The sequence below is a fragment of the Paenibacillus paridis genome, assembly GCF_006345825.1.
Lineage (GTDB): Bacteria > Bacillota > Bacilli > Paenibacillales > Paenibacillaceae > Pristimantibacillus > Pristimantibacillus paridis.
Map to the genome: position 1 here is coordinate 1 of NZ_VCIX01000067.1, position 23,120 is coordinate 23,120.

Annotated in this window: 22 protein-coding genes; 16 read left to right on the top strand and 6 right to left on the bottom strand. The window is 49.8% G+C overall.

Features of this window, described 5'->3' with window-relative positions:
• Window positions 1-286: 286 nt before the first annotated feature.
• Window positions 287-412 carry a hypothetical protein gene (locus FJQ58_RS33150; RefSeq protein WP_274382313.1) on the top strand — a complete coding sequence of 42 codons (126 nt, stop codon included), beginning with the start codon at window positions 287-289 and terminating at the stop codon, window positions 410-412.
• A 763-nt stretch (window positions 413-1,175) separates the two neighbouring features.
• Here the strand turns inward: FJQ58_RS33150 and FJQ58_RS03495 are convergent.
• From FJQ58_RS03495 to FJQ58_RS03515, 5 genes are read right to left on the bottom strand one after another with little or no spacing between them, the layout of a single operon-like run.
• On the bottom strand, window positions 1,176-1,436 hold the full coding sequence (locus FJQ58_RS03495; protein ID WP_139991049.1) for an HPr family phosphocarrier protein: 261 nt from the start codon (window positions 1,434-1,436) through the stop codon (window positions 1,176-1,178).
• A complete protein-coding gene (gene ptsP / locus FJQ58_RS03500) occupies window positions 1,429-3,162 on the bottom strand; it encodes a phosphoenolpyruvate--protein phosphotransferase (protein WP_139991050.1) in 1,734 nt (577 codons plus the stop codon). Before ptsP ends, FJQ58_RS03495 begins: the two co-directional genes overlap by 8 nt.
• The gene (locus FJQ58_RS03505; RefSeq protein WP_139991051.1) at window positions 3,162-4,340 is read right to left on the bottom strand and encodes a mannitol-1-phosphate 5-dehydrogenase; all 1,179 of its coding nucleotides are present in this window, start codon (window positions 4,338-4,340) and stop codon (window positions 3,162-3,164) included. Before FJQ58_RS03505 ends, ptsP begins: the two co-directional genes overlap by 1 nt.
• On the bottom strand, window positions 4,337-4,774 hold the full coding sequence (locus FJQ58_RS03510) for a PTS mannitol transporter subunit IIA (RefSeq protein WP_139991052.1): 438 nt from the start codon (window positions 4,772-4,774) through the stop codon (window positions 4,337-4,339). The genes FJQ58_RS03505 and FJQ58_RS03510 overlap by 4 nt, the downstream gene beginning before the upstream one ends.
• Window positions 4,774-6,474 carry a BglG family transcription antiterminator gene (locus FJQ58_RS03515; RefSeq protein ID WP_139991053.1) on the bottom strand — a complete coding sequence of 567 codons (1,701 nt, stop codon included), beginning with the start codon at window positions 6,472-6,474 and terminating at the stop codon, window positions 4,774-4,776. The genes FJQ58_RS03510 and FJQ58_RS03515 overlap by 1 nt, the downstream gene beginning before the upstream one ends.
• Before the next feature lie 48 nt (window positions 6,475-6,522).
• On the opposite strand from FJQ58_RS03515, the gene FJQ58_RS32830 reads away from it, so the two are divergent.
• Window positions 6,523-6,864, top strand: a complete 342-nt coding sequence (locus FJQ58_RS32830) for a hypothetical protein (RefSeq protein ID WP_238403766.1) — start codon at window positions 6,523-6,525, stop codon at window positions 6,862-6,864.
• A gap of 59 nt (window positions 6,865-6,923) precedes the next feature.
• Here the strand turns inward: FJQ58_RS32830 and FJQ58_RS03525 are convergent, their stop codons facing one another.
• Window positions 6,924-8,363, bottom strand: coding sequence for a PTS mannitol transporter subunit IIBC (locus FJQ58_RS03525; RefSeq protein WP_139991054.1), 1,440 nt, complete (start codon window positions 8,361-8,363; stop codon window positions 6,924-6,926).
• 200 nt (window positions 8,364-8,563) lie between these two features.
• Between FJQ58_RS03525 and FJQ58_RS03530 the strand changes: the two genes are divergently transcribed.
• The 14 genes from FJQ58_RS03530 (at window position 8,564) to FJQ58_RS03595 (ending at window position 23,092) form a co-directional block, all read left to right on the top strand.
• Window positions 8,564-9,673, top strand: a complete 1,110-nt coding sequence (locus FJQ58_RS03530) for an ABC transporter ATP-binding protein (protein ID WP_139991055.1) — start codon at window positions 8,564-8,566, stop codon at window positions 9,671-9,673.
• Window positions 9,663-10,481: an ABC transporter permease gene (locus FJQ58_RS03535; protein WP_139991056.1), complete on the top strand. Its 819-nt coding sequence runs from the start codon at window positions 9,663-9,665 to the stop codon at window positions 10,479-10,481. The genes FJQ58_RS03530 and FJQ58_RS03535 overlap by 11 nt, the downstream gene beginning before the upstream one ends.
• A complete protein-coding gene (locus FJQ58_RS03540) occupies window positions 10,465-11,265 on the top strand; it encodes an ABC transporter permease (protein WP_139991057.1) in 801 nt (266 codons plus the stop codon). The genes FJQ58_RS03535 and FJQ58_RS03540 overlap by 17 nt, the downstream gene beginning before the upstream one ends.
• Window positions 11,265-12,338 (top strand): ABC transporter substrate-binding protein, encoded by a 1,074-nt coding sequence (locus FJQ58_RS03545; RefSeq protein WP_139991058.1) that lies wholly within the window; start codon window positions 11,265-11,267, stop codon window positions 12,336-12,338. The genes FJQ58_RS03540 and FJQ58_RS03545 overlap by 1 nt, the downstream gene beginning before the upstream one ends.
• Before the next feature lie 66 nt (window positions 12,339-12,404).
• On the top strand, window positions 12,405-13,340 hold the full coding sequence (locus FJQ58_RS03550; RefSeq protein ID WP_238403767.1) for a DMT family transporter: 936 nt from the start codon (window positions 12,405-12,407) through the stop codon (window positions 13,338-13,340).
• A gap of 72 nt (window positions 13,341-13,412) precedes the next feature.
• Window positions 13,413-13,619 carry a hypothetical protein gene (locus FJQ58_RS03555; RefSeq protein ID WP_139991059.1) on the top strand — a complete coding sequence of 69 codons (207 nt, stop codon included), beginning with the start codon at window positions 13,413-13,415 and terminating at the stop codon, window positions 13,617-13,619.
• A 99-nt stretch (window positions 13,620-13,718) separates the two neighbouring features.
• A complete protein-coding gene (locus tag FJQ58_RS03560) occupies window positions 13,719-14,381 on the top strand; it encodes an HAD family hydrolase (RefSeq protein ID WP_139991060.1) in 663 nt (220 codons plus the stop codon).
• Between the two features lie 129 nt (window positions 14,382-14,510).
• Window positions 14,511-15,677, top strand: a complete 1,167-nt coding sequence (locus tag FJQ58_RS03565) for a mannitol-1-phosphate 5-dehydrogenase (RefSeq protein WP_139991061.1) — start codon at window positions 14,511-14,513, stop codon at window positions 15,675-15,677.
• A gap of 321 nt (window positions 15,678-15,998) precedes the next feature.
• Window positions 15,999-17,258: a Glu/Leu/Phe/Val family dehydrogenase gene (locus FJQ58_RS03570; RefSeq protein WP_139991062.1), complete on the top strand. Its 1,260-nt coding sequence runs from the start codon at window positions 15,999-16,001 to the stop codon at window positions 17,256-17,258.
• 36 nt (window positions 17,259-17,294) lie between these two features.
• Entirely contained in the window at window positions 17,295-18,272 is a 978-nt protein-coding gene (locus FJQ58_RS03575; protein ID WP_139991063.1) for a diaminopimelate dehydrogenase, read from the top strand.
• Window positions 18,273-18,481: 209 nt separating this feature from the next.
• Window positions 18,482-19,267 (top strand): tyrosine-protein phosphatase, encoded by a 786-nt coding sequence (locus tag FJQ58_RS03580; RefSeq protein WP_139991064.1) that lies wholly within the window; start codon window positions 18,482-18,484, stop codon window positions 19,265-19,267.
• Between the two features lie 123 nt (window positions 19,268-19,390).
• Entirely contained in the window at window positions 19,391-21,490 is a 2,100-nt protein-coding gene (locus FJQ58_RS03585) for an S-layer homology domain-containing protein (protein WP_162341280.1), read from the top strand.
• 161 nt (window positions 21,491-21,651) lie between these two features.
• Window positions 21,652-22,419 (top strand): YveK family protein, encoded by a 768-nt coding sequence (locus FJQ58_RS03590; protein ID WP_139991066.1) that lies wholly within the window; start codon window positions 21,652-21,654, stop codon window positions 22,417-22,419.
• A complete protein-coding gene (locus FJQ58_RS03595) occupies window positions 22,400-23,092 on the top strand; it encodes a CpsD/CapB family tyrosine-protein kinase (protein WP_139991067.1) in 693 nt (230 codons plus the stop codon). The genes FJQ58_RS03590 and FJQ58_RS03595 overlap by 20 nt, the downstream gene beginning before the upstream one ends.
• Window positions 23,093-23,120 lie beyond the last annotated feature (28 nt).

Sequence of the window (23,120 nt, forward strand, 5' to 3'; positions counted from 1 at the left end):
CGGTCTAGTAAAATGCTTACTTTATTGAAAAATGAAAAACGATGAGAACGTGAGTATGAAGCAGATAGACTCCATAATTAAGGGGCCGAACCGATTTCTTTGAAATTAACAGGAGGAATTCCCTCTAAATGTATAAATAGCCTAAAATGCATTGAATTATATGGAAAAATTCCATCTAAATTAAATGGAGATGAGTCTGACGTGATTTGCTGTGATTAGTTTAGGGGGAGGACGGTGCTGCTGCGGCTAGTGTATGTCGTGATACGTAAAAACCGGAGTATATCGGATGAGTGAGAAGGAGAGGACGGATGGAGAGGTAACTGGTTTGATTACTGTGATTGTTTCGGGAATGCATTGGTGCAGCAGTTTGGGGGAAACGTTGCTGCATTTGGGGCGTGTTGTGATGCAGTGACGCAACAGCATGCCGGATGAGTGAAAAGGGGAGGACCGATGGAAAGGTAACTGGTTTGATTACTGAGATTGTTTCGGGAATGCATTGGTGCAGCAGTTTGGGGGAAACGTTGCTGCATATGGAGCGTGTTGTGATGCAGTGACGCAACAGCATGCCGGATGAGTGAAAAGGGGAGGACCGATGGAAAGGTAACTGGTTTGATTACTGTGATTGTTTCGGGAATGCATTGGTGCAGCAGTTTGGGGGAAACGTTGCTGCATATGGGGCGTGTTGTGATGCAGTGACGCAACAGCATGCCGGATGAGTGAAAAGGGGAGGACCGATGGAAAGGTAACTGGTTTGATTACTGAGATTGTTTCGGGAATGCATTGGTGCAGCAGTTTGGGGGAAACGTTGCTGCATATGGAGCGTGTTGTGATGCAGTGACGCAACAGCATGCCGGATGAGTGAAAAGGGGAGGACCGATGGAAAGGTAACTGGTTTGATTACTGTGATTGGTTCGGGAATGCATTGGTGCAGCGGTTTGGGAGAGATGTTGCTGTATAGGGTGCATGTTTTGAGGCGTTGGAACCGAAGGATGCCGGATGAGTGAGAAGGGGAAAGGACTCGTAAAACTCGCAAAATATGTTGTGCGTATGACAAGCAAAAAAACGACTGAGCAAGAAAAAGGGATTTGATCCTTTCTCAAGCTCAGAAGCTTTGGGGTGAGATCTATTAATTAGCTTTTTCAGCTAGAAAGCTAAATATGCCATAACAGCTGTCGTTATTCGTGAATATCAGTAAGCAGCTTGCCCAGCGCTTCGAGCGCTTGCTCTTCCTGCTCGCCGTCGATCTCCAGCGTGACTTCCTCGTTGACGGCGATGCCGAGCGTGAGCATGCTCAGCGAGCTTTTGCCGTTAACCTTTTTGCCTTTGTTCAAGACCGTAATCTTGCAAGGGAAGGTGCTGGCGGTTTGGACGAAGGTTTTGGTTGGACGAACATGAAAGCCCGTAGGGTTGAGTATCGTGAAGGTTTTGCTAATCATGCTGAATCACTCCATTTCTTGTGCGTTCTACGAATTGTGTAATTTCATCGGTGCTGCGCATCGTGAGTGCCTGGTTAGCGTGGCCTGACCAGCTCGACTGGTCGAGGCTGCTTATTAACTCTCTTGCCGGCAAAATCGAGCCTGCGCTCATGCTGAATTCATGAAGCCCAAGGCCGAGCAGCAGAGGGATGGCCGTGCTGTCCCCGGCCATTTCGCCGCACATGCCGACCCATTTGCCTTCCTTCTCCGCTGCTTGAATAACGAAACGAATTAAGCGGAGCAGCGATGGATGCCAAGGCTGATACAGGTAGGAGACGGTTTCGTTCATGCGGTCTGCCGCCATCGTATATTGAATCAGGTCATTCGTGCCGATGCTGAAGAAATCGACTTCTGGCGCAAATAGGTCCGCGGCTACTGCCGCTGCCGGAATCTCGACCATCATCCCGATCTCGATATGCTCGGCGAGCTGGACGCCCTCGGCTATCAGCTTCTGCTTCTCTTCCTCAAGCAAACGCTTGGCTTCGAGAAGCTCTTCCAGCACGGCGATCATGGGGAACATAATCTTAAGGTTGCCGTAACGGCTGGCGCGAAGCAGTGCCCGCAGCTGCGTGCGGAACAGATCCTGCCGGTCTAGGCACAGGCGCAGCGCACGCTGGCCGAGGAAAGGGTTGCTTTCCTTCGGCAGCTCCATATAAGGAAGCTCCTTGTCGCCGCCGATGTCGAGTGTCCGTATAACGACAGGCTTCGGATTCATTTTTTCAAGCGCGTATTTGTAGCTGGTGAACTGCTCCTCCTCCGTAGGGAGTGAGCTGCGTCCCATATAGAGGAATTCGGTGCGGAAAAGGCCGATCCCTTCGGCGCCGTTGTCGATCGCCCGCTGGATATCCTCCAGCTTGCCAATGTTGGCTGCCAGCTCGACCCGTTTGCCATCCTTGGACAAGCTCGGCAAATCCTTCAGCTTGCTTAGCTCAACTCTGCGAAGGTCATCCTTCTGCTTCATGTCCTGATAAGTCGCGAGCTCCTCTTCTGTCGGAGCGATGAGAACAACGCCTTGATTGGCATCCATGACGATAAAAGCATCGGCAGGGATGTCATGCACGGCTGCTCCCGCCCCAACGATGGCTGGAATCTCAAGCGAGCGCGCCATAATGGCCGAATGGGACGTACGGCTGCCCACCTCGGTTACAAAGCCGCGTACATAGTCTAAATTGAGCTGTGCCGTGTCTGAGGGGGTCAGATCGCGTGCTGCGATAATGCACTCCTCCGTCATGCCTGCCAGCTCTCTGTGCGGTACGCCGCGCAGGTGGCTCATGATACGGCCGGAGACGTCCTCAATATCGACAGCCCGGCCGCGCAGCAGCTCATCGGACATGGACTGCAGCAGCTCGATAAAGGACTGCGCAATCTCGTGCAGCGCAAATTCCGCGCAAATCGCTTCATCGGCAATCTTCTGTTCAACCGCTTCAATCAGGTCCGGGTCCTCCAGAATCATGAGATGGCCTTCGAAAATTTCCGCTTTGTCCGCGCCAAGCCGAGCCTCGGCTGAGGCGCGAATGGCCTCGACCTCGTCGCGGGACAAAGCGACGGCGGAATGGAAGCGCTCAACCTCTGCAGCCGTGTCGCTAATCGCTTGCTGAACCGGGACGAACCGTTCGGCTGCTAGATGAAATACGCGCGCGATGGCAATGCCGGGCGAAGCGGCTATCCCTTTTAATAAAGTTGTCATCATTTGCTCATTCCTTTCCCTGCCGAGTTAGCTGCAAGTCCCAGCTCTCGATAGTGCCGGACCACTTCCTGATGGAGCGAGTGCTGCTCATCTATGCCTGTATATTTGGTGACTGCAGGTATAAGTCCAATTTCTTGAATGGCTAGCTGAAGCTCTACGGCCTCAGGATCTTCCTCGTTATGAAAATGTAAAGCCGCAGCCATAGCGGTCGTTAAATGGTCTGCCGATATCCCATATTCGTATGCTAATAAGGCCGGCCTAACCAAGCGGTCATTAGGCGACAGCTTGCGGATCGGCGAGCGGCCGATTCTAGAAACCTCATCCAGCAAATGAGGGTTGGTGAAACGCTCAAGAATTTGCCCGATATATTGGCCGTGGTCCTTCTCGTTGAACGAGTAACGCTCGATCAGTACTGCTCCCGTCTCCTGCAAAGCGCCTTTCACTTCGGCAATGACTTCGCTATCCTTCATCGCTTCCTGAATCGTCTCATATCCGCGCAAGTAACCGTGATAAGCCGCGACGCAGTGGCCGGTATTAACGGTGAACAGCTTGCGCTCAATGTAAGGCTCGAGCTGGTCAACGTAATGGATGCCCTCGATTTCGGGCAGCGATGCGAGCAAAGGCGAACGCTCGACCGTCCACTCGTAAAAGGGTTCTACTACGACTAAGAGCGGATCTTCATGCTGTTGAAGCGGAACGATCCGATCGACGGCTGCATCGGGAAAAGCTACATGAAGTTCAGCCTTCGCTTTCAACTCTTCCGGCAAATGCTCATAAACAAGCTGCTTGAGTACAGTGCTGCCGCCGAGCGCATTCTCGCAAGCAATCACTGGCAGAGCCGTGTTTTCTCTAGCAAGCCTAAGCTCTATTCCTTTAGCAACCGCTGCTGCGATATGCTTTAATACCGTAACCCCGACGGCCGTCGTTACGATATCGGCTTCCGCAATTGCTTCTGCGACGAGTGCGATATTTTTCCCATCGATTGCGGTGACATGGTCAACGAGGTAGGTATCACCTTGCTCGTTGGCAAGCCGCACAGCGTATTGCCCTTTGGCTTGCAGCTCGGCGACGAGCGAATCGTTCACATCGACGAAGGTAATCTCGTAGCCGGCGTTATGCAGCAGTAATCCGATGAAGCCGCGGCCGATATTGCCGGCGCCGAAGTGGACGGCCTTCATGATGCCATCCCCGACTCGAAGATCGCGATCAGCTCTTGCTCAGAAGCGGCATTCAAGATACGCTGCATGTCTTCTTCCTCGGATACGAGTACGGCTACGTTGGTCAAAATATCAAGGTGATCGTCGCCAATCGCCGCAAGGCCGATAATGAGCTGTGCGGGCTCCTCGCCGCCAAAATCGACTCCGCTTGGCACGATGATAATCGCCATTCCGGTGGATTGAATCAGCGCTTTGGAGTCATTGGTGCCGTGAGGCATCGCAAGCCCTCCGCCAATGTAAGTGGATAGCGCATCTTCGCGTTCGATCATTTTCTCGATGTAGGCTTGCGGCGCATGGCCGGCATCCACGAGCATTTGCCCGACGAGGCGGATCGCCTCGTATTTGTCTTTGACGCTAACGTTTAGTTTCACTTTGTCTGTAGATAGAATGGTCATTATGATTCTCTCCAATCCAATTTTGTTTTTATATAGGCTTCCAGTTTTTTAGAGATAAACAGCTTTATGCTGGCTGCATGGCCGTGAGCTAAGACGGTAAGCAGTTCTGGGAGCAGCAGCATGGCGCTAATTTCGCTAAGCAGCTCCAGGCTGTAAGGATCGAGCTTCATGGGACCGAGCATCATTAAAGCTTGTTTGGCCTTCATTTCGCCGTCCTCGCTCAGGATAAGCGGCCTATCAAAGCGATATAGGGCGAGCAGCGGCTCCTCGATCCATTCGCTGCGCGTGTGAAGCAAGGCGAGCTCCGTATCGGGAATAACCAGACTGCCTTGGCGCTCCCTTGCGAGCAACTGCTCTGTAATTTTATCGTTATGCCTATCGATGTACGGTTTGTCGAATAAAGACAGCATCCTTGGCAACTGCTCGGCCAGATCAACTAGGCCGTGCTGCATGGCGAGGTCGTGGACGTGAAAGCCGTCCAGCAGCCGCAGAACGACGCCGGAATAAAGCTGAAGCAGCAGCAAGCGGTCCATGGGCGATTGGCCAGAGGCCTCTGCTTCTGCCGCGATGGCAGGATTGACTTTTTTGAGCGTCGTGCCCTCGATATAAGCGCGCAGCTTATTGGTCTCTTCAGGCGATAGCATCGGGCTTAGCTTGATGTAGCGGTCAGGCTTCAGCGGCAGATCAACGGTGGAAATAATCAGATCATAGCGGCTGGCCGGGAGCCTGGTTGCCTCGTACCAGGAATAATGGCCAATCAATTCGATTTGCGGCAGCTCCTTGGCTATTTTGACAGCTAGCAGCTTCGAAGACCCGATGCCGCTCGTGCATACGAGCACCGCTCTAATTTTTCTCGGAAAAGGCTTCAGGCGCTCGAGCGAGGCTCCGAAATGCATCGCAATATAGCCGATTTCCTCGTCTGGCACTTTTATGTGCGCATATACCTCTTGTACACCGCCCCGCACGATTGAAAACAAGGAGCTGTAATCCTTTTTGATCTGAACCAGCATGGGATTTCGGATTGCAATGCCATCAAGTATGCGCTGAAAGGCTGGCTTGATATGCTGGATTAATCCTTCTTCGAGCGAGTGGTCTTCCGTCAGTGTGAGATTCAGATGCTTCTCGACATATTGAATGAGCTGCTTGACGCCTTCCAGCGTTGGCATATCCTCATGGTGGATCAGAAGACTGCTCTCGGGAAAAGCTTCATTGTCCAGCAGTTGCGAGAGATAGCGTTGTTCTTCCAAAGGCAGTTGGAGGTCAAGCGCGTCCATCAGGCTCTGCAGCAAAGGGATGACCTTGCTATGGTCATAGGTGTTTGCAGCTACGAGGCAATGATTCCCGATACGGGTCAGCGCCACGGATAGCTTGATTAGCATTCGGGTGTAATCCGATTCGGACAGCGTGTTTGGCCAATCGTCATTCAGTTCCCATAGCGCTTGCTCCAGCTTCTTGAAATTGTCTTTGCCGATCATATCCAGCAGCTGGGCAGTAATCGGGTGGGTTACGGTCTGGTCTTGGAACTGCCCGAACAGATCGGAATCATCCAAATGGTTGAGGGCGAGCAAGCTGATGGAATGGCGCTTTGCTTCCTCGGAACCGATAATCTCGACGCCATAACCTCTTCTGCGCACAAGCGTCAGTCCTTGCCTCTGCATCGTTGCCTCAAGCTCATCAAGGTCGTGGCTGATCGTCGGCATCGTTACGCGCAGCTCGTGAGCAAGCGAGAAGAGCTTTAAAGGCTCATCATGCTCAAGCAGCCGGCAAAAAATAAGAATTTTACGCTCCTCCGCCGAATATTCGAAGGCATCAGCAAGGTCGAGGCTCTGCTTGAAACGCTCGAGTGTCTGATCGTCGGCTTCGATGCGAATGCCGAGCCCGGCGGTGCGATGGAGCGAGATGCCGCTCGCGGCAAGGAAAGGCTCGATATCGCCAAGCTCCCGATGGATCGTTCGGGTGCTGGTTCCTGCGAAGGCAGCGATATCCGCAGCTGTAATCTCCTGCTTTTGGTCCAGCAGCAGCTCTATAATTCGTCGTTGCCTAGTCGAGGCTTTGATAGGTTATCCTCCTTTACAGAAGAATGGACTTAACGCCGACAGATCTCTGTCAGCGTTAAGTATGGTTTCATGAGCTTCTTATTTGCGTAGTCTTAACTTAGTCTTTGAACGAGCAAGTCATACTCCGGACTCTTAAGAAAATTATCAATCGAGATATGCTCGGCGTTTGGCGCCTTCTGCCGTGCCCGATCAGTTAGTGTCTTATGGGTAATGACGATATCGGCATCGCCCGGAATATCGTTGATTGCCGTGTTGATGACGGTGATTGGCAGCTCGGCTGCGTTTATTTTTTTGCGCAGAATCGAAGCACCCATCGCGCTGGAGCCCATGCCGGCGTCGCAGGAGAATACGATCTTGTTCACCTGCTCCTTCGTCAATTGGCCTGTTGGAGCAGAAGGTGCTGGCGCGGCAGCGGTGCCTTTGGATTCGGCTTTCATTTGCTGAACCTTCTGGGCTGCCTGTTCAAGCTCGTTGTCTGCATCCTCGGTTTGCTTCGTTGTCTTAAGCAGCACGGCAGAGACAAGGAAGGACACGACGGTTGCGACTAGGACGCCGCTGAGCATAGCGAGCATGCCGCCTTTTGGCGTCATCGAGAAATACGCGAGAATACTGCCGGGTGACGGTGCGGCAACCAGTCCTGCTCCGAATAGGGAGAAGGTGAAGGTACTGGATACGCCGCCGGCGATAGCTGCAAGAATAAGACGCGGATTCATCAGAATATAAGGGAAATAAATTTCGTGAATCCCGCCGAAGAAGTGAATGACTACAGCGCCTGGTGCGGATTGCTTTACCATGCCTTTGCCGAACAGCCAATAAGCAAGCAAGATGCCAAGGCCAGGGCCTGGGTTGGACTCCAGCATATAAATGATGGATTTGCCGGTTTGCGTTGCTTGATCCAGCGCTAGCGGTCCCAAGATGCCGTGGTTGATGGCATTGTTGAGGAACAGCACTTTGGCCGGCTCGATCAGCACGTTCACCAGTGGCAGAAGTCCCGTGTCAATCAGCCATTCCACGCCGGTGCTGAGTACTTTGCTTAAAGCTTCAACTATGGGGCCGACACCTTTGAATGCAATGACCGCAAGGCCGCCGCCGATGATGCCGGACGAGAAGTTGTTGATTAGCATTTCGAAGCCGGAAGGGATTTTCCCTTCAATGGAGCGGTCAAACTTCTTCAATACCCATGCCGCAGACGGACCGACGATCATCGCGCCAAGGAACATTGGGATATCCGCCCCTGCGATAACGCCAAGCGTGACGATTGCGCCGATAACGCCGCCGCGAACGCCGTGAACCATTTGACCGCCTGTATATCCGATAAGGATCGGGAGCAAGTAGGTGATCATAGGTCCGACAAGCGTCGCAAGACTTTCGTTCGGATACCAGCCTGTCGGTATAAATAAAGCCGTTATGAGCCCCCATGCGATAAAAGCGCCAATATTCGGCATAACCATGCCGCTGAGAAAACGACCGAATCGTTGAACGGAAACTTTAACACCGCCGGAGACCGGGCTTTCGGATGCCAGTTTACTCATGCTTCAACCTCCAATAATCATAATGTTCACGAACTGAACTTGAAATAATCGTAATGTATAGCGCTTTCATATTCAATGAAATGAAAAGCAGGTTGCGTCATGAGCGTTGTTGCCATCATTTTTCCTTTTACTATTGCCGTTTTTCGGGGATGATGTATAATCACTATTGTTTCTTCTAAATAGGCAAAGGGGGATGTGAGATGCAAGAGCAGACGATCATTCGCTTTGAGCATGTAACCAAACAATATGATCATAACGACGCTCCTGTCCTTAGGGATGTCAGTTTTACGATAGAGCGAGGCAAGTTTTATACGCTGCTTGGTCCTTCCGGGTGCGGGAAGACGACGATTCTTCGTTTAATTGCGGGCTTTACCGAGCCGTCCGAGGGGCAGATTTATTTTAATGGAAAAGTGATTAACCGCGTGCCTGCCAATGAGCGCCAGGTGAATACGGTATTCCAAGATTATGCTTTGTTTCCTCATCTAAACGTGTTCGAAAATGTGGCCTTCGGCTTGCGAATCAAGAAGCTGAAAAACGCCGAAATCACGGCTAAAGTGATGGAGGCGCTTCGTTTTGTCAATTTGAACGGCTATGACAAGCGGGAAATTACGGAAATGTCCGGCGGACAACGCCAGCGCGTCGCCATTGCGCGCGCGATTGTGAATGAACCGGAAATTATTTTGCTGGACGAGCCGCTCTCCGCGCTTGATCTGAAGCTGCGGACGGAAATGCAGTATGAGCTTCGCGAGCTGCAGCGGCGACTGGGGATCACATTTATTTTTGTCACCCATGATCAAGAGGAAGCGCTTGCGATGTCCGACGAAATTTTTGTTATTAATGAAGGAAAAATTCAACAGAGCGGTACGCCAACCGATATTTACGATGAGCCGATCAACCGGTTTGTTGCCGATTTCATTGGTGAATCCAATATTGTGCCGGGCCGGATGGCGCGCGATTTCGAGGTAGAGTTCGCTGGCCGCTCCTTTGTATGCGTTGACCAAGGATTAACCCCGAATGAAGCGGTAGACATCGTTATTAGGCCGGAGGATTTGGAGATTACCTCCCCTGAGAACGGCAAGCTGCAGGTGCGCGTGGATTCGCAGCTGTTCCGCGGCGTTCACTACGAGATTTGCGGTTACGACGAGGCTGGCAATGAGTGGCTTGTCCATTCCACACGCAAAGCGACGGTCGGCGAGCAGATCGGGCTGACCTTTGATTCGGAAGCGATTCATGTCATGCGTCTAGGCGAGACGGAAGAGGAATTCGACAAGCGTCTGGAAGCCTATAGCGAGGCCGGCGATGTTAAATAAATCGCGCAGCTTTTATCTCATCCCTTATTTAGCTTGGGTCGTCCTATTCGTTGTCGCGCCGATCCTATTGGTCGCTTACTATTCGTTATTTAATGTGGAAGGCAGCTTTACGTTTGAGAATTACGTGAAGTTCTTCACGCCAGTGTACATGCGGATGACGCTCAGCTCCTTCTGGTACGCATTTCTGATTACGGCCATTTCGTTGCTCGTTGCTTATCCTACGGCCTACTTGCTGACGAGGACTAAGCACAAGCAGCTGTGGCTGCTGCTTATTATTTTGCCAAGCTGGATCAATTTGCTATTGAAAGCTTACGCCTTTATCGGCTTATTCGGTACATATGGCCTAACCAACTCGGTGCTGGAAGCGATCGGAATCGGGAAGCAGCAAATTTTGTTCACTGACTTTAGCTTTATTTTTGTATCCGTCTATATTTTCATTCCATTTATGATCCTGCCGATCTTTAATGCGCTGGAGGAGATGAATCCTTCGCTGGTGTATGCGGCGCGCGATCTGGGGGCGTCGGCTTGGACGACTTTCCGCCGCGTCATCTTTCCGCTTACCATCAGCGGAGTGAAGGCAGGCTGTATGGCGGTGTTTATCCCTGCGCTATCGCTGTTCATGATTACAAGGCTCATTGCAGGGAATCGCGTTATCACGCTAGGGACCGCGATAGAGCAGCATTTTCTGGTCACGCAGGACTGGGGCATGGGCTCGACGATCGCTGTGTTTCTCATTCTGGCGATGGCAGCGATGATGCTCGTTACCGGCAACCGAAAGCGAGGTGCAGCCGATGCGCGCAAAAAATAAATGGTCCAATCTTTATCTGGTGCTCGTATTCGTTGTACTCTATGCGCCTATCTTTTATTTAATGTTCTATTCATTCAATAGCGGCGGCTCGATGCGCAATTTTGAGAGCTTCACGCTGGATTACTACAAGGAAGTATTCGAGGACACGCGCTTGCTCATCATTGTGCTGAATACGTTCGTCATAGCGCTGCTGTCAGCGGCCATCTCGACGATTCTGGGCGTGATGGGCGCGATTGCGATTCACCATATCCGCAGCCATCGTCCGAAGCAGACGCTGCTCACGCTGAATAATGTGCTCATTGTCAGCCCGGATGTCATTATTGGCGCATCTTTCCTCATTCTGTTCACCATTATCGGCATCAAGCTGGGCTTCGTATCGGTGCTGCTCTCGCATATCGCGTTCAGCGTGCCGATCGTCGTTATTATGGTGCTGCCGAAGCTGCAGGAAATGAGCTCGACACTAATTGATGCGGCGCGCGACCTAGGCGCAAGCTCCTGGCAGGTGCTGACGAGAGTCGTGCTGCCATTTATTAAGCCAGGCATATTCGCAGGCTTTTTCATGGCGCTTACCTATTCGCTCGATGATTTTGCGGTGACGTTCTTCGTGACGGGCAACGGCTTCTCGACGCTATCGGTCGAGATTTATTCGCGGGCGCGCCAAGGGGTATCGCTATCGATCAATGCGCTGTCTACGCTTATCTTCCTGTTTACGATTATTTTGGTCGTAGGGTATTACTTCATTAACCAGCGGAACGCAAAGCCGTCGGCTAAGGAGGGGCGCTAATGAAGCAGCTAGTGCGAATGTTTGCTGTCGTGATGATCGTCTCGCTAGGGCTGATGTACTTCATTTCCTACCTGAATTCTAGCGCAGGGTACAGCGGTGACAATACGCTCACGATCTATAATTGGGGCGATTACGTTGACCCTGAGCTGCTGACAAGGTTTGAAGAGGAGACAGGCATTAAGGTGATCTATCAGACCTTTGATTCCAATGAAGCCATGATGACCAAGATTGAGCAGGGGGGCACGACGTTCGATGTCAGCATCCCTTCCGAGTATGCCATCAGCAAGATGAAAGAGGAGAATTTGCTGCTCAAGCTTGACCACTCGAAGATTCCGAATTTGAAAAATATCGATCCGCGGTTCATGAATTTGTCCTTCGATCCGGATAATGCTTATTCGATCCCTTACTTCTGGGGCACGGTCGGCATTGTCTACAATCCAGAGCTGGTCGGTGACCTGACGTTTGCCAGCTGGAATGAGCTGTGGGATCAGAGCCTGCGCAATCAAATCTTGCTGCTCGACGGCGCGCGCGAGGTGATGGGTATGGGATTGAACAGTCTTGGCTACTCTCTCAATGACACGGAGGAGGCGCATCTGCAAGAGGCGAAAGCGAAGCTGCAGCAATTGACGCCGAATGTGAAAGCGATCGTAGGCGACGAGATTAAGCTGCTGCTTGCGAATGAAGAAGCGGCTGTCGGCTTGGTATGGTCAGGAGATGCCTCGGAAATTATGGGCGAGAATGAGAAGCTTGATTACGTCGTGCCGGAGGAAGGCTCGAACCTGTGGTTCGATAATATGGTCATTCCGAAGACGGCGAAAAATATCGAAGGCGCGCATCAATTCATTAATTTCATGCTCGATCCCGAGGTAGCGGCGCAAAATACGGAATATGTCGGTTATTCCTCGCCTAACCAAGCGGCGATGGCTTTGCTGCCGGAAGAGATTTCAAGCGACGAGCGTTTTTACCCGGATGAGGAGTTGACCAGCAGGCTTGAGGTGTACGACAATCTCGGCAAAAGAATGCTGGCTCACTACAATGAGCTTTTCCTGGAGTTCAAAATGCATAGGAAATAATCCACCTATGCGGGGTTGAGTTGAATTGAGGCTAGGCAATAACTGCGAATAGATGGGGCGAAGAGATTGAATAACAAGTGGATGAATTACGGCGGGCTAATCCTAATCGCAGTCGTGTGGGGAGCCAATTTCGGCATCTCCCGGCTCGCGATGGAGTCGTTTAACCCGGTAGTGTTTTCGTTTTTGAGGTTTGGCCTGGCTATTCCGTTTTTCTTTGTTATTCTAAAGCTGACTGAGGGCAGCGTGGGCATTCCTTGGCGTATCGTGCCGAGGCTTGCGCTCATTGGCTTGATCGGGATTACACTGCTTGAAATCACGGTAATGTACTCGATCAAGTACACGACACTGGCGAACGCATCGCTGCTGAATGTAGCCCCTTGGCCCATCTTCGCTGCTTTGTTCGCGCCTTTGTTCATGAAGGAATCGATAACGCTTCGGCTGATCGTTGGCGGCGCTATCTCAATTGTAGGCGTATGCTTCGTCATTCTTGGCGGGGGTGAGGGCTTCAGTCTCTCTTCTGAAAATATGCTCGGCAACGCTATGGCGTTTGGCGTCAGCATCATCGGGCCGCTCTTTAACCTAAGCTCAATGTCGCTGATGAAGAAATATTCCGCGCTGCGCGTTAGTACATGGACGATCGCCTTCGGTGCGTTGTTCATGCTTCCTCTGTCCTTCGGCTCTTGGGGGCAAACCGACTGGTCTGCGCTGCAAGCCGGGCATTATCTATCGATTGGCTACAATGTGCTGATCTGTACGGTTATGGCTTTTGTCGTGTGGAATGCGTGCATGTTCAAGGTGGGAGCGACGAGGTCAAATTTTTTCCGTTATGCGGTTCCTGCTGCGGCGGTTATCGCCGGTTACTTTATGTTTGGCGAGAAAATCACGCTGCTGCAAATGTGCGGCGCAGGCTGTATGGCGGCGGGGCTGATCTGGATCAGCATCGAGCGCAAGCGGCGTGAGGAGCCTGTGGCGGCGGCGAACGCGGGCGGACACTTAGTATAATCAATAGGAGCATCGTGTCGATGCTGCCCATAGAAGACATGCGCGAACGGCTAGGCTACAGGAGTGACCAGGATGGAGTTGTCCAAAAGAGCGGAAGAGGCTCCGGCGGATAACTCTTTTTTTGTGCAGATTAGAGAGAGGAAGAAATGTAAGCGGTTCATTAAAAAAGGTGGAAATTTTTTTTCGCAAGAAATCAAAGCGTTTGCAAAAATAGCGATAAACCCAGTCGCTGCAAGGGATTCCTCGGTTTTGGCAGAAAGAGGGGACAGGCCCGTATAACGCCATTTGGTCGCTTGCTCGCCTTGACGTAAACTTTTAAAAAATGTTACGGTTTTGTTAGTAAATCTAACATTTAAGCTCTTGAGAGGAGAAGGATGAATGATTAAAGCGATAATTTTTGATTTTGACGGTACGATTATTGACACTGAAACGGCTTGGTACAACGCTTTTCGTGATGCATACAAGGAACATGGTGTAGACCTCACATTGGAACAGTACTCAGGCTGTATTGGCACGAGTCTTCATACCTTTAACCCTTACGAGTATTTGATGACGGATTTGAATCTTCCCATCGATAAGCAGGCGTTCCGCGAGCTAGTTCATCAGCAGCATTCAGAGCTGATGCAAAGCGAGCAGGTACGCACGGGCATTCTAGATTATTTGAACTATGCGCAGGACTCCGGCTTGAAGATTGGCCTTGCCTCGAGCTCGGCTCGCGCCTGGATTGATAAGTATTTGGAGCAGCTTGAAATCGGACATTATTTCGAATGCATTAGGACGGCGGATGATGTGGCCAAGGTGAAGCCGGACCCTGAGCTCTATACGCAGACGCTAGCTGGTCTCGGCGTAGAAGCCGGTGAAGCGATGGCCATTGAGGATTCGCCTAACGGTGCACGGGCGGCATCGGCAGCTGGCATGTCGTGTATCGTCGTTCCCAATACCATTACAAGAAGCCTGTCCTTCGACAAGTGCGAGCGTTCGTATCATGCGGAATCGCTGGCTCATATTGATTTTCATGAGATGGTTGCAGGTGGGCTGTAATAGGCAAGTGATACGGCGTTAAATTCGGATACAATGTGAAACGTAAAGCAGAAGCTTTTTATAACACAATAAGTCAGAATATTCTGTCTAATTAAAGACGACACCATCCAAATTAAGGGGGTTCGGACGATGAAGGCTGTTCATTTTGGCGCAGGCAATATAGGTAGAGGCTTTATTGGTCTTCTTCTGTCCAATGCGGGTTATGAGGTTACGTTCATTGCCCGCAATGAGAGGAAGGTTGAGCTGCTTCAGCAGCAGAAGAAATATGCAGTGACGCTGGCGAACGAAGCTAGAGACACGGAAATTGTGAGAAACATATCGGCCATCAGTGGAAAAAATAAAACGGCCGTGACTGAGGCGGTGGCAACAGCGGAGCTGATCACCACGGCGGTCGGCGTAACGGCACTCAAGCATATCGCTGAGTCTATCGCGAGCGGGCTTGAGAAGAGGCTGAAGGCACGCAATTACAAGCCTCTGCATATTATTGCGTGCGAGAATGCAATATCCGGAAGCTCGCAGCTGAAGCGGCGGGTGTATGAGCATTTGGCTGTAGAGTGGCATGAGGCGGCGGATCGCTGCATCGCTTTTCCCGATACGGCGGTAGACCGGATCGTTCCCGCGCAGGAGCATGATGACCCGCTGAAAGTGACCGTAGAGCCGTATTTTGAATGGATTATTGATCGCTCAGCCATGCTCGAAGGCTTTCCGGAAATTGATGGCGCAAAGTATGTCGATTCCTTGGAACCTTACATTGAACGTAAGCTGTTTACTGTGAATACAGGCCATTGCACGGCTGCGTATCATGGTTACCTCGAAGGATATGCAACGATTCAAGAAGCGATGGAGGATGATAAGATCAAGGAGGAGCTGTCGAAGGTGCTTGGAGAGACGGGCAGTATCCTAACCTCTAAATACCACTGGGACGAGAAGAAGCATAATCGCTATATTCAAAAAATGCTGCTGAGGTTCACGAATCCGAGGCTGACGGACAACGTGATTCGGGTAGGGCGCTCGCCGATCCGCAAGCTTTCGTTAAATGATAGGCTGGTGAGGCCTGCCTTGCAGGCGCACAAGCTGGGTATTCCAATTCCGCACCTTACATCGGCGATAGCGGCGGCGCTGCTGTTCGATTACGAGAAGGATGAAGAGGCAGTTTTGCTGCAAACGGCAATCCGCCACACAGGCATCCATGATGTGATTACCTCCCATATGGGGATTCCTCACAAGCATGACATTCATCAAAGCATTGTAGATAGCTACAGTGCTTTAAAGGAGTTTTATGCGATGACAAAATGAGCTTGGGAAATAGTTACATCGCTGTGCGCGATTAAGAACAAGAATGGCGAAAGAGAATTGATGGGAGCTAGACTCCCGTCAATTCTCTTTTTTTGTTGTTTTTTTGCGGTCAATGACAGCTGTAAGTCGCTTTAATCCTCAAATCTATGTCACTGTTACTATCATTCAATGAAACCTAACATGACAATGGATAAAATCGCTGAATATTTGTACTTTTTAGCGAAAAATTTCTTTTAAAATACTATTGAAAAAGGTAAAATCAAAAAAGCGGCTTTTCAATGGATTGGGAGTCGAACTCTACGAAGAAGGAATGAACCCGAAATGACAGTGAGTACAGTGGAAGAAACGTTAAATCCGTACCAAATCGCACAGCAACAAATTGATACGGCAGCAGCGCATTTGCAATTGCCTGAGCATGTTACGCAAATCTTGAAGCAGCCAAAACGTGTGCTATCGGTTAACTTTCCCGTTCGTATGGACGATGGAAGCGTTCGTGTATTTGAGGGATACCGTTCCCAGCATAACGACGCGATTGGACCCACTAAGGGCGGCATTCGCTTCCACCCGGATGTAACACTTGACGAGGTTAAAGCACTTTCCATGTGGATGAGCTTCAAATGCGGCGTAGTAGGACTGCCATATGGCGGCGGTAAAGGCGGCGTTATTTGTGATCCGCATCTTCTTAGCAAAGGCGAGCTTGAGCGTGTCAGCCGTGCTTTCATGGAAGCAATCGCTGATTTCGTAGGACCGGACAAAGATATTCCAGCTCCAGACGTATACACGACTCCGCAAATTATGGGTTGGATGATGGATACGTACAGCAGACTGAAGGGCGTTAACTCCCCAGGCGTTATTACAGGCAAACCGCTTATCCTAGGCGGATCGAAAGGCCGTAATGAAGCAACAGCTCAAGGCTGTGTATATACCATTCTAGAAGCGCTTAAGGATCTGGACATCCCCGTTCAAGACGCTACCGTAGCTGTACAAGGCTTTGGTAATGCAGGTCGTATCGCAGCTCGTTTGCTTAGCGAAGCAGGCTGTAAAATCGTTGCTGTCAGCGACTCCAAATGTGGCATTTTTGACGCGAACGGAATAGATATTGAAAAAATCTCCACACTAAAGGATACATCTTCCATCCGCGAGTACGGCGAGTCGTTCGTAATCTCGAACGAGGCGCTGCTTGAGTTGAATGTTGATATTTTGGTGCCTGCTGCGCTTGAGAATGTCATTACAGCGGCTAACGCAGACCGTATCAAAGCGAAGATTATTGCAGAAGCTGCTAACGGCCCTACAACGCCTGAAGCGGACCGCGTATTGTTCGGCAAAGGCATTACGGTTATTCCAGACGTACTTGCAAATGCAGGCGGCGTAACGGTTTCGTACTTCGAGTGGGTACAAAACCTTGCGAACTACTACTGGAGCGAAGCGGAAGTGCTTGAGAAGCTTGAAACGAACATGGTCCTTTCTTATGTAGCGGTTCGCGACCTTGCTAAAGAACATGACGTAGACCTTCGTACGGCTGCTTACATGATTTCGATTAAGCGCATCGCAGCAGCCATGGACGCTAGAGGCTGGATCTAAGCTTGAAACCATTTTAAAGGAAGAGGTGGCGGCATCATGACTGAACAAATTCGTATCGGTATCGTTGGTTACGGCAATTTGGGCCGCGGGGTAGAGCTTGCGGTTAAGCAAAACCCAGATATGAAACTAGACGCTATCTTTACCCGCAGAGACCCGGCTTCCATTCCGTCTGAGGTGAAAGCCTACTCCATTGAAGATGCAGAACGTTTTGTGGGTGACATCGACGTAATGATTTTGTGCGGCGGTTCTGCAACGGACCTACCGGAGCAAGTGCCTGCTTTCGCACGCTTGTTCCATACGGTAGACAGCTTTGACACGCATGCGCGCATTCCTGAATTTTTTGAGCAAGTGGATGCTATTGCGCAAGCAAGTGGCAAAGTTAGCGTTATTTCTACAGGCTGGGACCCGGGCTTGTTCTCGCTGAACCGCCTGCTGGCTGAATCGATTTTGCCGGAAGGCAAAGAGTATACGTTCTGGGGCAAAGGCGTGAGCCAAGGCCACTCCGATGCGATTCGCCGCGTCAAGGGTGTTAAGCATGGCGTACAATACACGATTCCGAGCGACGAGGCAGTAGGCCGCGTGCGTGCGGGAGAGAATCCGGAGCTTACTACGCGCGAGAAGCATGTCCGTGACTGTTACATCGTAGCGGAAGACGGGGCAGACCAAGAGGCAATTGCGGAGGAAATCCGTACGATGCCAAACTATTTTGCCGATTATAATACAACTGTGCACTTTATAGATGAAGCGACGATGAAAGCTGAGCATTCCTCGATGCCGCATGGCGGCATGGTGCTACGCAGCGGCAAGACGGGCGAGAACAGCACGCAAATCATCGAGTTTGGCTTGAAGCTGGACAGCAATCCGGAATTCACAGCCAGCGTTTTGGTTGCTTATGCTAGAGCAGCTTACAAGCTGGCTCGCGAAGGCCAAGCTGGTGCGAAAACGGTTTTCGACATTCCATTTGGTTATCTTTCGCCAAAATCTGCAGCAGAGCTTCGCAAAGAGCTTCTGTAGCACTGAACAATTTCTGAAAAAAGCCTTATATTTGACATTTTTTAACTAACACTTTTGGTAATTGTAGGATATAATGAAGAAAGTTATGAGTTAGAAACTGTCGAAATATAGCGAGAAGTGCTGATTCTTGCAGCTTCATGTGATAGAATTGAGATCAGAAGTGCCTATCAAGGGCGATTGATCAAAATCTACCAGAAAGTGAGATCAGCATGATAGACATCCATACACATATTTTACCCGGCTTGGACGATGGTGCAGCGAATTGGAATGATGCTTTGAATATGGCCCGGGCAGCCGTATCAGAGGGAATTACAACCATCATTGCAACTCCTCATCACGCCAACGGGACTTATACTAATGCAGCAGTAGACGTAGCCGAGCACACTCACGCCATTAACGAACAGTTAATCGCTGCGGGTGTGCCTGTTACTATTAGGACCGGTCAGGAAATCCGTGTCCATGATGGTCTCCTTGATGCCTGGTATAGGAGGGAACTGCTGACTTTGGCGGATTCTAGCTATGTATTGATTGAGATGCCATCCTCTCGTATTCCGAAGACGATGATTGAGCTTATTCACGAGTTCAATGTCTTGAATCTCAAACCTATTATTGCTCATCCGGAGAGAAACGCGGAGGTTACGCAGCATCCGGAACGTTTGGCTGAACTGATCGACGCGGGGGCTTATGCCCAGATGACTACGCACTCCTTGTTAGGAGGGTTTGGGAAGCGCATCGAGCAGCATGCCTGGTCACTTATGAAGAGTGGGCACATTCATATTGTTTCTTCCGACGCACACCATGTGGAGCGCCGCGGATTTCGCATGGGCGAAGCCTATTCGTTCATTGAGAGGCGGATGGGAGAACAGTGGGTGAACTATTTCAAGAGCAATGCAGAAGCTGTTATTCATGATTCTCCATTTCATAATCAACCACCGCTTGCCTCTGCTTCAGAGGGGGCTGTGCGTCGTTTTCTTTCCTATTTTTATAAAAAATAGGGGATGCTAGCTTCGGTGGGAGCAATAGTAAATAGCTACATACATAATGGTAGAACGATTGGCGTTATTAGTCATTCATCTATTAGATGGGTGCAACTATTTCTTATATAGGAGTGAATGAGAGTGACATTAAGAAAAAAAATTGCAGTATCTACGATTGCTGCGAGCGTAGCCCTTACGGCTTTCGCTGGAATTCCGCTAAGCAACAAGGGTCTTGCGGACAAGCTAGGACTAAATGGGGTAACTTATGCCTCCTCAGCTTTGACTGACTCTGCTCTGGTAACCGAAGCGAAGAAGCTTTACGACGCTTTGGTTGCTACAGGAGGATGGCCGAAAGTACAAGCTCTTCAAACTGCTCTGGATGGTCTTGATATCCATGTGAAAGGCGATATCGTTGATCCGATCGTCGACCGTTTCAATCCAACCGATGCAGAAGAAACGCAATTGGAAGGTTTGTTCTTCGCGGCTGTATCGTTGTCCTACAACCCTTCAGTTGAAGGCCTTGACAACCTGCGTATCCAATACGGGCCTCTTCTTCAATCATTTGCTACTGAAGCTGGAGTAGAAGATCTGACGGTTGACGATGTTGCCGAATATTTCTTCGATATTCAGAAAGAGCTTGTTGCGCAAGTGAAGAACAAGAGCTTATCCGCGCTGCTTGATCTAATGCAGAACAAAGACAGCGTTAAGCAACTTATGAGCGATGTGTTGAATGCATTGTCGGGGAAAAATTATGCGGTGCAACAAGTGTTCACTCATTACGAAGTGAAGACGGCTGACGTGCTTGAAGTGCTAACTCGCTCAAGAACGGCAGTAAACAAAGACAGCTTGTTTACGGAAGCAGCCGTTGCATTGTTTACGGCCTATGAATCTCTTAATCCACCAACGACAAACCCTGGCACTAATCCGGGTACGGTAACGCCAGTCGTTCCGCTACCGGTATCCACGGATAAATTGCTGAATGATTTGAAAGCGGCGCTTGATAAAGCGACGGAAGCAGAGAAAGCAGCTATTATTACGAAATTTGTCACCGATGCGAAAGCAGAAATCGCGACGCTTGCTGCAATCAGTGCTTCAACTAATGTAAGCAATGTTAACGGACAAGCAGTTCTTCAACTGAACGAAACGAGCTTGCTCTCTGCCATTGCAGGTATTAGTGCCGTTTCCGATAAAGTGAAAGAAGTGGCTCCGGCTTCGGCGCTTGCAAAAACAGCTTTGATTATCAACCTGGGAGCAGTTACGCAGAAAGATGTCGTACTTAACCTTTCTGATGCAGCTGTGAAACTAGCGGCAGCTGGAAGCGTTTCTGGCGCTACCTTCGTTGTTGATAAATTTGAAATAACGATTCCAGTTGGCGGCACATTCTCGTCAGCTATTGCCCTAACGATCAAGAAAAGCGATGCTACTGCAGAAGTAGTTGGAGCTTTGAAATCGGCTTCGGAGATTTATGATTTCAACCTGACCGTTGGCGGTACAGCAACAACATCGTTTAACCGTTCGATCGTAATTAGCATTCCGCTTGGCGATACGACTGGCCTGGATAAAGAGCTTCTTTCCGTAGCGAAAATCGTAGACGGCAAGCTAGTATTCCATGGTGGACGCGTATCAGGCAGCTCGATTATCGAATCGCGTGATTCCTTCTCTTCTTATGTTGTCGTTGAGAACAAAGTTTCGTTCAGCGATATTGCTTCCGTAGAAGCATGGGCTGGCCGCGAGATTCAAGTGGTAGCTGCCAAAGGCGCTATTGAGGGCAAGGCAGAAGGCAAATTCGTACCGAAGGATAAAGTTACTCGCGCTGAATTCGCGAAGATGCTGATCCGTGCTCTTGATCTTGAGAATGGTTCGGCAGTAGAGAGCTTTGATGATGTTAATTCTTCTGACTGGTTTGCTCCTTATGTGGCTGCCGCGGCAGACCTGAAGATCATCAACGGCCGTTCGGCTTCGAAGTTTGATCCTAATGCAACGATCACTCGTGCTGAGATGGCTACGATGATCTCTCGTGCTTTGAAAGTACAAGGAGCAGCTGATGTAACGGATGTGAACGCAGCTCTTAAAGGCTTTGCGGACGCAGCTAAGATTAACGCGACCTTGAAAGAGGGCGTAGCATTTGCAGCGACTCACAAAATCGTAATTGGCGATGCAGGCAAGTTCTTGCCGAATAACAATGCGACTCGCGCAGAAGCGGCTGTCATTATTTACCGAGCACTAAATTTCGACAATTAATCAAACAATAATGTAAATATCTTCCTCTCATGTAGATGGGAGGAAGATTTTTTGTGAAAAATCTGGTGTATTGTAATAATATAGATTATTATGTATTAGAATGTAGTTCTTTAGGATTATAAGATGATTCTATATGACTATATTCGATGGAGGAGAATTGAGTGTCTAACGAACTAGATTTGCGACAGTATATGGCGATCATCAAGAAACGCTTAGCCTTAATCATTGTGTTCGTAATCATCTGTACGGCAGCAGCAGCTGTAGTAAGCATGTTTTTCAAAGATCCGGTTTATGAGGCATCCACGAAGATTATCGTAAATCAGACGACAGCACAGATGGCGACCGGACAGCTGGATATTAATCAGATCAATTCCAATATCAAGATGATTGATACATACAAGGAAATTATTAAGACACCGGCTATCTTGGATAAAGTAGCTTCGAAATATTCAGAGCTGGGATTAACGACAACCGAGCTTTCACGCAAGATTCAGGTAAGCTCTGTGAATAATACGCAAGTCATGACCTTGATCGTGCAGGACGTGGATTATAAGCAAGCGGCTCAGATTGTGAATGCAGTGTCTAAGGTGTTCCAAGAAGAGATTCAGCATATCTTCAAGGTGGAGAATGTATCGATTCTGAATGAAGCGGTCATTGACGCACAGCCAAGTCCGGTATCGCCTAACATTCCACTTAATATCGCTATCGCTTTTGTCGTTTCATTAATGATAGCCATCGGCATTACGTTTCTGCTCGAGTACATGGATGATACGATCAAGACCGAAGCGGATGTATTGCAATTTTTAGGCCAGCCTACGCTAGCCATGATCTCAAGAATGAATACGGAGGATGCTAATTCTAGCCATAGCAGCAAAGCCAACCAAACCTACAAGGCAGGTGAATTAGAGCGTGTCTCGATTGAAAAATAAGCGTCAGATCATTACCGTTACAAATCCGCGGTCGCCTATCTCAGAATCTTATCGCGCGCTGCGCACCAACATTGAATTTTCATCCATTGACGAACAGCTGCAGGTATTAATGGTTTCCTCGGCGGGTCCCGGTGAGGGCAAGTCGACAACCATAACGAATCTAGCGGTGACGTTCGCGCAATCCGAGAAGAGAGTGGTGCTGATAGACGCCGATCTTCGCAAGCCTACGGCTCATCATACCTTCTCTATTTCGAATCGTTATGGACTTTCTTCCGTGATCTCTCAGCAGTGCTCGCTGGAAGAAGCGATTCAGATGTCAGATATTCCTAACTTAGATGTCATTACATCCGGCGCGATTCCACCAAATCCGGCTGAGATGATGAATTCCAAGCGAATGACGCTAATCATTGAGAAGCTAAGGCAGATGTACGACATTATCCTCATTGATACGCCGCCGCTGCTTGCGGTAACCGATGCGCAGATTGTGGCCACCAAGAGCGATGGCGTCATTCTGGTGGTTGATCAAGGCAAGGTGAAACGCGAGATTGCAAGCAAAGCTGTGAAGAACCTGGAGAGCGTAAATGCAAAAATTTTAGGTGTTGTCCTTAATAATGTGAAGCGCAAGGCCAATGAAGAGGCCTACTATTATTATTACGGTGTGCAAGACAAGTAACCCAATTCAAAGAGGTTCGTTTTAGTGG

Bases quoted from the DNA above. Each gene is read 5' to 3' on its own strand.
- FJQ58_RS33150 (WP_274382313.1), top strand. From the start codon at position 287: ATGAGTGAGAAGGAGAGGACGGATGGAGAGGTAACTGGTTTGATTACT.
- FJQ58_RS03495 (WP_139991049.1), bottom strand. From the start codon at position 1,436: ATGATTAGCAAAACCTTCACGATACTCAACCCTACGGGCTTTCATGTT.
- ptsP (WP_139991050.1), bottom strand. From the start codon at position 3,162: ATGACAACTTTATTAAAAGGGATAGCCGCTTCGCCCGGCATTGCCATC.
- FJQ58_RS03505 (WP_139991051.1), bottom strand. From the start codon at position 4,340: ATGAAGGCCGTCCACTTCGGCGCCGGCAATATCGGCCGCGGCTTCATC.
- FJQ58_RS03510 (WP_139991052.1), bottom strand. From the start codon at position 4,774: ATGACCATTCTATCTACAGACAAAGTGAAACTAAACGTTAGCGTCAAA.
- FJQ58_RS03515 (WP_139991053.1), bottom strand. From the start codon at position 6,474: ATGCCGACGATCAGCCACGACCTTGATGAGCTTGAGGCAACGATGCAG.
- FJQ58_RS32830 (WP_238403766.1), top strand. From the start codon at position 6,523: ATGCTCAAGCAGCCGGCAAAAAATAAGAATTTTACGCTCCTCCGCCGA.
- FJQ58_RS03525 (WP_139991054.1), bottom strand. From the start codon at position 8,363: ATGAGTAAACTGGCATCCGAAAGCCCGGTCTCCGGCGGTGTTAAAGTT.
- FJQ58_RS03530 (WP_139991055.1), top strand. From the start codon at position 8,564: ATGCAAGAGCAGACGATCATTCGCTTTGAGCATGTAACCAAACAATAT.
- FJQ58_RS03535 (WP_139991056.1), top strand. From the start codon at position 9,663: ATGTTAAATAAATCGCGCAGCTTTTATCTCATCCCTTATTTAGCTTGG.
- FJQ58_RS03540 (WP_139991057.1), top strand. From the start codon at position 10,465: ATGCGCGCAAAAAATAAATGGTCCAATCTTTATCTGGTGCTCGTATTC.
- FJQ58_RS03545 (WP_139991058.1), top strand. From the start codon at position 11,265: ATGAAGCAGCTAGTGCGAATGTTTGCTGTCGTGATGATCGTCTCGCTA.
- FJQ58_RS03555 (WP_139991059.1), top strand. From the start codon at position 13,413: ATGGAGTTGTCCAAAAGAGCGGAAGAGGCTCCGGCGGATAACTCTTTT.
- FJQ58_RS03560 (WP_139991060.1), top strand. From the start codon at position 13,719: ATGATTAAAGCGATAATTTTTGATTTTGACGGTACGATTATTGACACT.
- FJQ58_RS03565 (WP_139991061.1), top strand. From the start codon at position 14,511: ATGAAGGCTGTTCATTTTGGCGCAGGCAATATAGGTAGAGGCTTTATT.
- FJQ58_RS03570 (WP_139991062.1), top strand. From the start codon at position 15,999: ATGACAGTGAGTACAGTGGAAGAAACGTTAAATCCGTACCAAATCGCA.
- FJQ58_RS03575 (WP_139991063.1), top strand. From the start codon at position 17,295: ATGACTGAACAAATTCGTATCGGTATCGTTGGTTACGGCAATTTGGGC.
- FJQ58_RS03580 (WP_139991064.1), top strand. From the start codon at position 18,482: ATGATAGACATCCATACACATATTTTACCCGGCTTGGACGATGGTGCA.